Genomic DNA, 13,247 nt, shown 5'->3' on the forward strand with positions numbered 1-13,247 from the left:
CCCCTCAAGATGAGATTTCCCAGTATGTAAGACCCCTTGAAGACGACGAGGTAGATAGGTTGGGGGTGGAAGTGCAGTAATGCATGGAGCTGACCAATACTAATCGGTCGAGGGCTTATCCTAAAGATAAGACGTAATGAGTTTCGGATCCAGTTTTCAGGGTGTAACACCTTGAAGGTATGTAGAAGTACATACGACCAGCGTATGGCGATTCATTCACACGATCTGTGATGAACCGAATAACCTTACGGAAGAATTTGCGAAGCGAATTCATGTTTGGTGGCGATAGCGGAGGGGTTCCACACGTACCCATCCCGAACACGACCGTTAAGCCCTCCAGCGCCGATGGTACTTGGACCGCAGGGTCCTGGGAGAGTAGGACGCCGCCAAGCAACAAGTAAAGAGGACCATGATCTTACTGAGATCATGGTCCTCTTTTGTATAACCGATTTATTTATCGGTCACCTGACCGGCTCATGCCATGCCTTCGGTTAAAAGTACTACAATACTCTGGTTGTTCCTTATACAGTACTGCCTGGAGGGCACTTAAGGATTGAAGTTTATGGGTAATTTCCTTTTGCCACTTTGTATCTCCGACTTGTACGGCAAGATTGAGAAGATCCAAATTCGGTTTTGTTTTTGAAAAAATCATGTTAAACTTTTCTAATAAAATAAACGGACTTTCAGAGGTGAGTTGTAGTGCTGGAACGCTCTATGGAGAATACAAGGGCTTTAAATAATGGAAAGGGAGTGATTTAAAGAAGAAAAGGAGACGATGTAGATGAGCAAATATCAAACGATTATTAGTGATGGTTTTGAGTTAAAGTATATTTTAAGAGGTAAGGGAAAGCCAATATTGGTGATTGGTAGTAGTATATATTATCCTCGCTTATTCTCAAAACATTTATATAAAAAGTTTCAGTTCATTTTCCTGGACCATAGAGGGTTTGCAAAACCGAATCGAGCTTTAAAACAGGAAGATTACACTTTGGATAAAGTCATTAATGATATAGAAACAGCAAGACAATGCCTTCATTTAGATCCATTTATCATATTAGGACATTCCGGGCATGCTTTTATGGCTTTGGAATATGCTAAACAATACCCGGACTATGTAGAAAAAGTGGTACTCTTAAATTCAGCACCTACGAACAGCCAAGAAAGACAGCGGCAAAGCTTTTCATTCTTTTATGAAACGGCCAGTCCAGAAAGAAAAGAACGTTTCAAAAAAGATATTGTTTTATTAGAGGAAGATATCAAAAAAGACCCCGATAGAAGATTTGTTCACATGTGTATACGTATGGGAGCCCAAAGCTTTTATGATTATACCTATGATGCAGCTTATATGTGGAATGATGTGCACACGAATTTGCCTATCATTGATTATTTATGGGGGGAAGCCTTCGGAAAGATAGATTTGATACAGTCTTTGGCGGATGTCAATAAGCCCGTGTTTATTGGTCTGGGAAGAACTGATTACTTGGTCGCGCCTGTATCATTATGGGATCGGGTCGATGGTAGCTATACGAACGTAAAAAAGGTGGTTTTTGAACATAGTGGGCATAATCCGATGTTTGAAGAACCTCATTATTTTGATCAAACATTAACCGAATGGATTAATGAAAATCACTAGCATATTAAAACGGTCGATTCTTATACTAGAAACCGAGCCTCAAGATGGTGGCAGGTTGACCCTAAAGGTCTACGAACTGCTTTAAACCCATTGTATGATCTTTACAAAAACCATTATTTGTTGCTGAAAAATGGCTATGGTGCTACGAATAGAGAACAATTAGATTAAATTGTAAAAGGAGAATGATTACCTTTAGGCTTGTCACTGAAGCGTCGGGAACAGCTTGGGTTAGCATTCTCCTCTTTTTATAAATCTGTATGCTAGTGACTTGGCACGATGCATGTTACTCCATTCTTTTGGTCATGACTTGACGGATCAATGAGGTTCTGTATAATAACCGAGAGATCATGCTGTATTGATAGTTTATTTCCATTTGATATGGAGGTTGGAGGTCGTTTTGAAATACGAAATTATTTTGTTTGATGTTGATGATACGCTGTTTGATTTTAAAATGGCAGAGAGTCATGCGCTACATAATACGTTCACCCAATTTGGATTGCCGCAAGGGGCCACAGAGTACAAATCCAGCTATGATGAGATTAATAGTGTGTTGTGGCGAGAGGCAGAGGAAGGACTTATTACCTCGGCACAGTTGCGGGTGGAAAGATTTAAACGATTGTTTACTGTCCATAAGCTAGACTTCAATCCAGACGCCTTTAGTGCTGCTTATTTACGTTATTTGGGTGAAGGTGCTTTTTTGATGGACGGAGCGGTTGAACTATGTGACGTACTATCTGAGTATCGTTTGGCGATTATTACGAATGGAATCAAAGAGGTACAAACCTCCAGAATTCAGCTCTCTCCGCTGCGTGATGTGTTTGAGCAGGTAATTATTTCAGAAGAAGTGGGTTGCCAAAAGCCACAAGCTGGTATTTTCGATTACGCATTTGCCAAGCTAGCCATTTCAGATAAAAGTAAGGTCCTTATGGTCGGCGATTCTTTAACCTCTGATATTCAAGGAGGGAATAAGTACGGAATTGATACCTGCTGGTTCAACCCTGCCAGAAAAACAAATACGTCTGGTATTCAACCCACTTATGAAATAACAAGTTTAATGGAACTACTGAGTAGTGTACTTTCAATAGGGTCTGTACTGAATCGTACGTCGGCGGAAATCTAGATGAATGATGTAGAAATCAGAAGACCAAAAGTTAAAGATGCCGAAAAGTTAAATGAATTGTTTAGAATAGTGATTACAGACACATTTGCTAAAGAAGGTATTGGAAGCAAGCTGGAGGATATAGAGGATGAAATTGAGACTAAAAGAGCGTATTTGGAAAGTGACTTAGAAAGCCACGGTGAGCAACGATTTTTTTTAATCGCTGTAGACGGGGATCGAATAATGGGTTCAATTGAATATGGCCCGGCAAGTGAACTTATAAGTAAATCTACCAATGATGCATTAAAAAATTTGTGCGAGGTAGGAACTGTATTTGTTCACCCTGACTACCAGAAGATTGGAGTAGGAAATTTATTATTGAAATCAATGTATCTGGCGTTGAAAGATAGAGGAGTAGAAGAATTTTGTTTAGATAGTGGGTATCGTATTGCACAAAAAATATGGGAAAAGAAGTTTGGAACTCCTGATTATTTATTAAAAGATTATTGGGGAAAAGGCTTTGATCATATGATATGGAGAATCAAAATCAAGGATGCTATTAAATGGTCACAAAGTTATTAAACAAGGCAGGTCGGAAAATCGACCTGCCTTGTTTTAATTTTTTATCGTCACCGGCTGAACTATGATTAACAGGAGATCGCTTTAAGGCGGAAGGTAGAGCTGGCAAAATCCCCAGTGAGATCCGAGACAACAAGTCCAATCTTCATTAGACGGTCACCTCCAAAAATTTCACCGTCGAACGCCACACGGAAGGGGGAGACGCCATCTTCAGCCAAGGTACCACCGACAGGTTCTGAAGTATTGCTGGTTGCCCCGGTTTCGATTATATACTTTTTAGCTGGGTCAAGTCCTTTTAGAGTTAGTCGCCGGATAGGACCATTTGGCTCAGCCAACACACGGAAGTAAGCGACAAAAGCTTCGGACTGGTCCTCGCTAACAAACATCCAGGCAGTATTGCCTCGGCCTTCAAACGGACTAAGAAGTCGATACATATCTCCCTGCTGTACAAGGGAACGGATTTCTTTATACTGGGCAATTTGTCTGGCAGCAAGCTCTTTTTCTTCATTTGTAAATGCAGTAAGGTCAAGCTCGTAGCCAAAATTCCCGCTCATTGCCACGTCGCCACGTATGGCGAGGGAGGTGTTTCGTCCCACCTGGTGGTTCGGCACGTTCGATACGTGGGCCCCCATGGTACTGGCCGGATACACGATGCTGGTGCCGTACTGGATAGCCAATCTTTCAATAGCATCAGTGTCATCACTGGTCCATGTCTGCGGCATATAGTAGAGCATCCCGGGATCGAATCGTCCACCTCCACCAGAACAGCTTTCAAACAAGATGTCCGGGAAGCGTGAGGTCAGGCGTTCCAGCAGATCATAAAGTCCGAGCATATAACGGTGCGCAGTTTCCTTTTGACGTTCGCTAGTAGTGGTAGCCGAAGCAATCTCTGTCATATTACGATTCATGTCCCACTTGACATAAGTAATTGGAGCGATCGAGAATACGGAGCTAAGCGTCTCGTACAAGTAATCGCATACTTCTTTGCGGGAGAGATCAAGCACCAATTGGGATCGGCCTTCCGTCCGCCGCCGACCTTCTGCATGCAGGCACCAGTCGGGATGGGTGCGGTACAGTTCACTATCAGGTGATACCATTTCCGGCTCAACCCACAAGCCAAACTGTAAGCCTTGTTCATTAACTCGTTTGGCCAGGTCGGTAAGACCACCAGGTAGCTTGCGACGGTCTTCGAACCAGTCTCCAAGCGAACTGTTATCGTTGTCACGTTTGCCAAACCAACCGTCATCAAGGACAAATAGCTCAATTCCAAGAGGCCCCGCTTCTTTGGCAATCGCCTCGATTTTATCGGCGTCGAAGTCAAAATATGTCGCTTCCCAATTGTTCACGAGAATCGGGCGTTCCTTATCGCGATAAGCTCCCCGGCACAGACGTGTGCGATAGAGTCGGTGATAGGTGCGCGACATACCCCCAAGACCTTCTTCGGAAAAGACCAGCACGGCTTCAGGAGTCTGGAATGACTGACCTGGTTCAAGCCGCCAGGAGAAGTCAAAAGGATTGATTCCGATGCTTACACGGGTCTGATTGAACTGTTCTACTTCCGCTTGCGCAACGAAGTTGCTGCTGTAGATTAGACTGAAGCCGTACACATCCCCACGATCTTCTGTTGTATCAGGACGAAGCAGTGCCAGAAAAGGATTCATTTGGTGACTGCTGGAGCCCCGTCGGCTTTCCAACCGAATGGCGCCGGGTCCAAGATCGCGGCGTTGGATATGTCTTTCTCTAACCCAGGCACCAGATAGATAGAGAGCTTGGTAATTGGAATCGGCAAAGTCGACAGATGCGCTCATCGCTTGCTCAATATTCATGACAGCGCTTCCCTTATGTTCAAAAAGAGTAGACCTAGCAATGGCGCTGTGGTTCGCAAATACAGTATAGAGCAGTGTAGCCTTAAGACCTGAGTGTTGGTCCTCAAGGAACAACAGGAGAGTTGTTGCTTCATCATCCGATTCGGTATAGACGGAAGGAAGGCCTTCAAGCTTTGGTTTGCCCGGTTCAACACGGTAACCACTATATTTTAGCTCCGTAGTTCGAGTTCCATCCGCAAGCGCAACCTGATAAGCCGGTTGACGGAAGTCGCTTGTCCCGTACTGTGGATATTCCTGTGGAAGCGTATCCAAAGAAAGTGTACGACTGGAAGAAACGGGAGTGGGGGAGAAGGAGCAGCGCTCTCTAAGCTCCAATATACTTGCGAGATTTTGGTCATGATGAAGTTGAGCTCCCCAATAGACATGTGCAGGATATCCTTCTACCAGCTGGATAATATAGCTGCAATCCTTGGACTGCAGATGAAACAAACCAAGCGCTTCGTTAACATGAATATTCATGATATTCACTCCTTAGGGGTTATCATCTCGATTTTTTTACGTAAGGATACTTATCAATGACAATGTGACTCTCAACTATTGAATTTACTGTTGATGCATGAGCTTTCCCGTACGACAAGCTTAGTCCCGATCACGCTGTACGCAGGTGGTTCACGCCCCTCAAACCGTTCTGAGAGCAACTGCACGGCAGCCTTCCCCATCTGTTCAGGATAGGCACGCACAGTAGTTAGCGGAGGCTGCACGAAGGCCGCCATCTCAATGTCGTCGAAGCCCACAATAGCCATATCTTCCGGTACCTTGACTCCATGTGCATGAAGGGCGCGGAGGGCACCGATGGCGAGCGGATCGCTTGCCGCGAAGCAGGCTGTCGGTCGTTCTTGCTCGGCTAGGAGCTCGTTCATCATGAGATATCCATCCGCGGTACTCCAGGCACCTACGCGGACAAACTGAGGATTGTATAGCCCTCGTTCCCGCATAAATCGTTCAAAATAATGCGCCCTTCGCTCTCCATCGCTCTTGCCGCCAATAAATCCGATTTGTCGGTGGCCAAGCTCAAGCAGATGTCCAAGCGCCTGATCAACCGCTTGCCGAAAATGGAGTCGCACGGAATCGTATTCCAGCTGCTCATGGTACTGATCGACAAGGACCATGGTGTTCTTGTCTGGATACAGCTTGGACACCTCTTCAGGATCAACGCCGCCCACGACAATCAGACCGTCCGCCTTCTGCAAGGTGCCGAGAGATGAGCGGCCTCGCAGCGTTTGTCCCAATGTCAGGCCAAGCTCTTCACAGCGTAGTTCGATTCCGCGGCGGATTGAGGCATAATACGGATCGTCTCTTTCCTCCTCAATGGAACACCACAGCAGTAGTGAAACTGTTTTCCCCGCACGCTCCGTGTTCCTCTTTAACTGCCTCAGCCGTGAGGGCTTATACCCGAGCTGCTCAGCAATTAAAAAAATTCTGTCTTTGGTGTCTGGACTCACGGACAGTGACAGATCGTTATTTAAAACCCTTGAAACGGTTGCGGCAGACACACCCGCTTCGCGGGCAATGTCTTTAATGGTTGCCAAAGAGCTCACACCTTTTTAGTTAATAATTTTACTAAAAATCGACTTTATCCTAACATATACTTTTGGCACTTTCAAGATGGAACGATGAATTTTTTTAACATTATTTTAGTTCTACTACTGTTCAGATTAGTTGTGTTAACATGATGAATATTCTCTGATGACGGAGGGGTCCTATTTGAATATTCTGTCCCTAGCTCGTAAGTGGTTTGGTCGCCTTCGCTTTAAAAGCAAGGTTATAGCGGTATTTCTCCCGCTCATTATTATTTCTCTGTTCATTCTTGGACTTGTGTCCAACCAACTTTTCAGCCGTTCATTGATAGAGCAAACGACCAGCAATGTAGTGGACGAATCTCAGCTTATCCTGTCCCGGACCGACTACATATTCAGTAGCGTGGAAACGGCGGCCAACATTATGGTCACGAATATTAACCGGATGTATGATTCATATGGCGCTAGAACTGATACTGCCATAGACCGTGTTCAATTTGGAAACCTGATGCAAAGCCGTCTATCGATTGATTTGTCAATCTTTCGCGAAGTGGATGCGGCGGTATTTATTGATAATGAAGGGACAATTTTTGCGTCTTATACCGAAAGTGGGGATGATAGCAAAGTCTATAGCATGCTCAAGCGGGTAAGGGAATCCGAAAGTTATGGACAGGCACTCTGGTTTGATATGGAGAAAAGAGATTTCCTGACACCAGATCCAAACTCTCCGGTTTTGACTCTGGGAAAGATGGTCATTAATATAGACACCGGCGAACCCTATGGAACGCTTTTCCTATTAGTGAAGGAAGAAGGCTTGTCTGATTATTTTCGTTCCAGCGATCCCGATGCGCCCAAATCTTATTATTTTTTAGATAACGAAATGCGTGTGGCTGTGGCAGAAGACAATGGGATGCTTATGAAGCCAGTGAATTCACAATTGGCGGAGGCCATCCAACGTTGTGGGTCTAATGTATCCCAAAAAACGTGCTCATTTGAGGATGATGGCAATCTGGTAACGGTCAATGATTACAACCGGATGGGTTGGAAGCTAGTCAATATTGTCTCTCTTAGCCTACTTACAGCTGATGTCCAGCAAAATGTTAGGCTTTCGCTCTTAATCGGTGTATTATGTCTTGTTTTTTCCTGGCTCGGTGCTAGCTTTTTGTCCAAAATGGTCGTTAGTCCTCTCGAACAGCTGACTAGAGCCATGCGAAAAGTAGTAACTGGCGATTTAGAATCGGTTGCTACCGTCCGAACAGAAGATGAGATCGGTACCATTGCTGAAGCTTTTAACTTTATGATAAGACGGATTCGGGAATTGCTGGATGAAGTAAGACAGGAACAAAACCGCAAGCGTGAATATGAACTCGCACTGATGACCGCTCAAATAAAACCGCATTTTCTGTACAACACTTTAGATACCATTTATGCACTGAATGAGTTGGATCGTAATGATGAGGCTAGAGATACTACGAAAGCGCTGGCAGATTTTTATCGAATGGTGCTGAATAAAGGACGGGAACTCATTATTTTAGAAAAGGAAGCTCAGATTACTGATGATTACCTGGCAATTCTGCAAATCCGTTATCCCGATGTGTTCCGCTATGAAGTGGATATTCCTCCAGAACTTGCGGGTACACCAATTCCGAAACTCTCGCTCCAACCACTTGTCGAGAATTCGATTTACCATGGTCTTAAGAAGAAAGGAACCAAAGGTTTTATACGTATTTTTGCTTTTAAACAGAACGATAGGGTGATCGTCCGGGTAGAGGACAACGGTGTGGGAATGGACGAAATTCAAGTTCAGAACATTATGTCCAGACATTTACCGAAAGAAGGAATACGATCAATCGGTACCTATAGCGTTCAGCAACGGCTGAGCCTGTATTTTGGCGAGGAGTATGGGATATCCGTGCAGAGTGTTCTCGGAGAGGGAACCATTGTTGACCTGTCGCTACCAACGCAGCCAAAGGGGAGTGAACACCAAGATGTATAAAGTGATGATTGTTGATGATGAGCCGCTGTTCCGAGACTTTCTGCGAATTAAGATAGACTGGGAAAGTCACGGCTTTCGGGTTTGCTGTGAAGCAAGAAACGGGCAGGAAGCACTTCAGGAAGCCGAGCGGCATCAGCCGCACCTTGCACTCGTTGATATCAATATGCCATTTATTGACGGAATTGAATTAGCCGAGAGATTGAAAGTCAAGTTCGAACGAATCGTAATTGTATTCATATCCGGGCATAACGAGTTTGAATATCTACAGAAGGCCGTTCGAACTGGAGTACAGGATTATTTGCTGAAACCGTTCAATGCAGAAGAAATGCTCTCAATGTTGGAGCGTATTAAGCCGAAATTGCCAATGCTTCCACAGGAGAGCGAAAGTGCAGAGTTAAGGGGACAGGGCGGCGAAGTGTTGCATAGCAGAGCAGGTATGCCTGATTTGGGCCATCTACGCGATGCGGTTGTACTTGACCTACGAATGAAAGACAGTGAAACGCTAGAGGAGGTCCGCAAGGCAATCCGTCAGCTTAGTAAATATAAATGGGGAGACGAATACGCAGATGCGATGCTTATGGGAATCGTATCTTTAGCCCTTTCCTTTGCTAGTGAACGAGGCATTCCTTATGACCAGCTATGGGAAAACGGAGGAGACAAGTCTCCATACGAACGGCTGCGGGAGTTAGATTCCTGGGAGGCTGCTGAAGGTTGGATGCTCGCCCTATACCGCAAGCTGATCCAGCTGATGGAGAATATGCGTCCTACGAAGGCTTCCAATTTATTTGCGGCAGCGATTAATTATATTGAGGAACATTATGCAGACGTAGAGCTGTCTGCTGAGCAGGTGTCGTGCGGAGTATTCGTCGATCCCAGCTACCTGCGCCGTGTATTTCGCAAGGAGTCTGGCTTTTCCATAGTGGATCATATTACACACATCAGAATGAAGAAGGCTAAAGAGCTTTTGCTGAAAGGAAATCGGAAGCTGTCAGAAATCGCTGAAAGTGTTGGATACAGTGACCCCAATTATTTCAGCAAATGTTTCAAGAAACGTTTTGGTATGACACCCACTGAATATGAGCAACTCAAAAAGAGATAGCATCTGCCTTGTGAGGCAGAACACATCAATTTAAGCCTGGCGGTTTTCCTATATGGAGGACCGCTGCTCTATTTGTCCCGTTTTTTACTGATAATACCCGTTTTATTCCTTAAAGAAGAATAGAGGCAGCGGTATACTGTAGTCAAGCAAATGAAAGCGCAATCATCAAAGACTCTTCATGAGGGGGATAAAACAAATGAAAAAAAATCTTAAAATTTGGAGTGCAGCCTTGCTAGTACTCACCATGTCCGTCGGATTGGTTGCTTGTGGCGAAGACAACTCAGCCTCTTCCAATAACGGATCAGGGGACGGAACGATCAAATTGAAGGTGTATGCGCAGCATTTCGATGACGATACCATTAAGCCGTTCGATTATGCGGTGGCAGAGCTCAAAAAGAAGATGCCAAACGTAGAAATTGAACTGGATCCTGCCGTGCAGGACGGAGGCCAGAAGCTTAAAACATATGCGGCAACGGGCAACATGCCGGATGTCTATTTAGCGGATTGGTCTGTCCTGCAAACTTTTGCAAAATCGAAAAATGTCGAGGTTCTTGACAACTATGACACAACAGCCGAATTCAAGAAGAGTCTTAACCCGGGAGTTGAATCGCGTTTGGTAGCTCCTGACAATCATGTGTATGCTTACCCTGAAACTGGTATTGAATTCCAAATGATTTATTACAACAAGTCCATTTTTGAGAAGGTAGGCATCAAAACACCGCTTAAGACGATTGACCAGATGGCCGATGCAGCGAAAAAGTTAAAAGCTGCTGGTTATGTACCGATGTCGATCTTTGCCAAGGAAAAATGGATTACGACCGCTTTTTATAACGGGCTGGTTACAAGAGAGCAGCCACGTGGATTTGGAGCACTTGAGGAGAAGGGTGTAAAAGCATTGCCAGAAGCATTCGTAACAGCAGCACAGCAGATGAAGCAACTGCAAAGAGCCGGATTGTTCGATGCCAACGCTACGAACACCAATTATGATCAGGCATCGTCCCTATTTTATCAGGGCAAAGCTGCCATGTTCGTGAATGGACAATGGGAAATTTACAGTTCCCAGGAAAAGCTGGGCGATCAAGTCGACTGGATGTACTGGCCTGCAAAGGATGAAGCAACCTACGAGAAGTCCAAATATTTTATTGACGGCTCAGGTTCTCCGCAAGGTTATGCAGTATCAGCGAATAGCAAAAATAAGGAAACAGCCGTAAAGGTAGCGGCATTCCTTGCTTCGAAGTCAGCAGAGTACAGATACACCCAACTTGGAAGTCCGATAGTTCCAGTGAAAGTTGATAAGCCAATGGCCGCTAATGTTCCAGCCATGATGCAGCGAGTTGTCAAAGAGTTGCTGCCTAATGCGCAGGAATATGCTCAACTTCTGAGCAATACAAAAATTCAGAACACCATTAATGACAATACTCAAAATATGATGGTAGACAACTTTTCTGAAAACGATTTTGTGAGCAATCTGAATAGCACATTGAATAAAGAAAACTGAGAATTCAGGGAATCGGCAACCCTTGGCGGCATAAGGCGCTGGGGGGGGCTGTTCCAAAGATAAGGGGTGGAAGCAAGACATGAATAAATATTTGGGGAACAAACCGGCGCTCGCACTGTTTCTCCTCCCTGCTTTGATACTGTATAGCGTGATTCTAATCTATCCTGTTTTGCAAACCGTTCTTCGCAGCTTTTATGATTGGGATGGCCTTAGTACGCTGACCTTTTCGGGATTGAATAATTACCGGGAATTGTTTTCCGATCCTCTACTTGGGACTTCGCTTAAGAACGGATTGATCTTTGCAATTGTACTGGCAGTCTTTCAGATCGGACTGGGAACGATATTGGCACTAATCTGTGCGGACCCACGTACACGCGGGCGGAAAATACTGAAAACGGCTTATTTTATCCCAGTTGTCCTATCGGTAACTGTGGTGTGCCAGCTATGGATTGCAATCTACGATCCAACCAACGGATTAATCAACCGATTGTTTGAACTCTTGAACATCCCGTATCAGCAAAATTGGTTGAGCTCCCCAACAACATCCATTATTGCCATCGCCTTTGTTAATGCCTGGCAGTTTATGGGGTACCAATTCTCGTTGTTATATGCAGGAGTTAAGTCAATACCCGAAGACTACTTTGAGGCGGCAACGATTGACGGTTGCAGCAAATGGAAAGCGCATCTGCATGTTACGCTTCCTTTAATGAGGGAAACGTACAAATTTTGTTTCATTATCGCGATAACCTCTGGAATAGGGGCGTTTGTGCAGATGCTGATTATGACAAATGGTGGGCCCGGCACTACAAACTATACAATGACATTCATGATCTATCGCTATGCTTTTATGGAGAGCAACTATGGTTATGCGTGTGCTGTATCCGTGCTGCTTGTATTAATCTCGTTATTGGCAACTGTAGTTATCAATAAGCTGTTCGACCGCGGACAAACCGCCTGATGAGGCGTGTATTGAAAAGGAGAACGAAATGAGTAAAACCGCTTTGAGCAAGTTCAGACATGCTGCCCTGCAGATACCACTGTGGTTGTATCTAATTGTTTCGGTCTACCCGTTGTTTTGGATGGTATCCTACTCGTTAAAGAACAACGATGAGATCTTCGTCTCTAACCCATTTGGACTGCCAACGCATTTTCGATACGAAAATTATATTAATGCCTGGACACAATTTAATATTCCCCGTTACTTTCTGAACAGTCTGGTCGTATCCACGATTTCGACTCTGTTTATCCTTTTACTGGCTCTAATGTTTGCCTTCGCAGTGGCTCGTATGAGGTGGAGATTTCGTTCTACCGTCCGGACTTATATGACCATAGGAATGTTTATGCCACTTCAGGTTATCATGATACCGCTGGCGATTCTGGTTCGCGATTTTAATCTAACGAATACGTATGGAGCTCTTATTCTTCCTTATATCGCAATTGGCCTTCCTTTCTCGTCCATGATTTTCTATGGGTTCCTTACAGGAATCCCTAAGGAGATAGAAGAGGCAGCATGCATGGATGGAGCTAATATTTATAGACTGTTCCTGAAAATCATTGTACCCCTTGCATTACCTGCAATTGCAACTGTAGCCATTTTTCAGTTTTTGAACAACTGGAATGAGTTCACTTTGGCCTATATTCTCATTTCTGATGAAAATATGAAGACATTACCGCTAGGCTTGCTTTTCTTCCAAGGTTCTTACAGCACAGATTGGGGAGCCATGGGAGCTGTTATGACCATTGCCTCCTTACCGATGGTACTCGTCTATCTGTTCTTGAGTGAGCAAGTGGAGCGGGCGATGACGGTAGGTTCCGCTGTAAAAGGATAAAAAATAGACCTGCAAGCAAACTGCCTGGGTTAAGGATCAGAAAAAGATCCGCTAACCCGGGCAGTTTGTTCGATAACGACATAAAACAATAAAATCGATATTTTCCACCAT

At 44.6% G+C, this 13,247-nt stretch carries 10 protein-coding genes and 2 rRNA genes; 10 read left to right on the forward strand and 2 right to left on the reverse strand.

The genetic code is table 11. From position 1 onward, the window contains the following. The 5 genes from ACN6NF_RS11730 to ACN6NF_RS11750 form a co-directional block, all read left to right on the forward strand. Nucleotides 1–123: ribosomal RNA gene (locus tag ACN6NF_RS11730) — 23S ribosomal RNA — on the forward strand; the annotation flags it as partial. A 152-nt stretch (nt 124–275) separates the two neighbouring features. Beyond that, nucleotides 276–392, forward strand: a 5S ribosomal RNA gene (gene rrf / locus ACN6NF_RS11735). Between the two features lie 389 nt (nt 393–781). After that, entirely contained in the window at nt 782–1,633 is an 852-nt protein-coding gene (locus ACN6NF_RS11740; protein WP_474317845.1) for an alpha/beta fold hydrolase, read from the forward strand. Nucleotides 1,634–2,030: 397 nt separating this feature from the next. Further along, on the forward strand, nt 2,031–2,753 hold the full coding sequence (locus ACN6NF_RS11745; RefSeq protein WP_016818751.1) for a YjjG family noncanonical pyrimidine nucleotidase: 723 nt from the start codon (nt 2,031–2,033) through the stop codon (nt 2,751–2,753). Next, nucleotides 2,754–3,314: a GNAT family N-acetyltransferase gene (locus ACN6NF_RS11750; RefSeq protein WP_474317846.1), complete on the forward strand. Its 561-nt coding sequence runs from the start codon at nt 2,754–2,756 to the stop codon at nt 3,312–3,314. Between the two features lie 65 nt (nt 3,315–3,379). On the opposite strand, the gene ACN6NF_RS11755 is transcribed toward ACN6NF_RS11750, so the two are convergent. Together ACN6NF_RS11755 and ACN6NF_RS11760 are read right to left on the reverse strand one after the other, a co-directional pair. After that, the gene (locus ACN6NF_RS11755; protein ID WP_474317847.1) at nt 3,380–5,656 is read right to left on the reverse strand and encodes an alpha-galactosidase; all 2,277 of its coding nucleotides are present in this window, start codon (nt 5,654–5,656) and stop codon (nt 3,380–3,382) included. A gap of 71 nt (nt 5,657–5,727) precedes the next feature. Next, complete coding sequence (locus ACN6NF_RS11760; protein ID WP_474317849.1) at nt 5,728–6,726, reverse strand: LacI family DNA-binding transcriptional regulator; 999 nt, start codon at nt 6,724–6,726, stop codon at nt 5,728–5,730. Between the two features lie 175 nt (nt 6,727–6,901). Between ACN6NF_RS11760 and ACN6NF_RS11765 the strand changes: the two genes are divergently transcribed. The 5 genes from ACN6NF_RS11765 to ACN6NF_RS11785 all read left to right on the forward strand — a co-directional run bounded on the left by ACN6NF_RS11765 (nt 6,902) and on the right by ACN6NF_RS11785 (nt 13,136). Beyond that, nucleotides 6,902–8,710 (forward strand): cache domain-containing sensor histidine kinase, encoded by a 1,809-nt coding sequence (locus ACN6NF_RS11765; protein ID WP_474317850.1) that lies wholly within the window; start codon nt 6,902–6,904, stop codon nt 8,708–8,710. Beyond that, nucleotides 8,703–9,809, forward strand: a complete 1,107-nt coding sequence (locus tag ACN6NF_RS11770; RefSeq protein WP_474317852.1) for a response regulator transcription factor — start codon at nt 8,703–8,705, stop codon at nt 9,807–9,809. Before ACN6NF_RS11765 ends, ACN6NF_RS11770 begins: the two co-directional genes overlap by 8 nt. A gap of 196 nt (nt 9,810–10,005) precedes the next feature. Beyond that, nucleotides 10,006–11,307 (forward strand): ABC transporter substrate-binding protein, encoded by a 1,302-nt coding sequence (locus tag ACN6NF_RS11775; protein ID WP_474317854.1) that lies wholly within the window; start codon nt 10,006–10,008, stop codon nt 11,305–11,307. A 79-nt stretch (nt 11,308–11,386) separates the two neighbouring features. Further along, nucleotides 11,387–12,265: a carbohydrate ABC transporter permease gene (locus ACN6NF_RS11780; RefSeq protein ID WP_016818758.1), complete on the forward strand. Its 879-nt coding sequence runs from the start codon at nt 11,387–11,389 to the stop codon at nt 12,263–12,265. A gap of 28 nt (nt 12,266–12,293) precedes the next feature. Then, nucleotides 12,294–13,136 (forward strand): carbohydrate ABC transporter permease, encoded by an 843-nt coding sequence (locus ACN6NF_RS11785; RefSeq protein WP_013371135.1) that lies wholly within the window; start codon nt 12,294–12,296, stop codon nt 13,134–13,136. The last annotated feature ends 111 nt before the right edge of the window (nt 13,137–13,247 follow it).

This window comes from Paenibacillus sp. TSM33 (assembly GCF_056099025.1).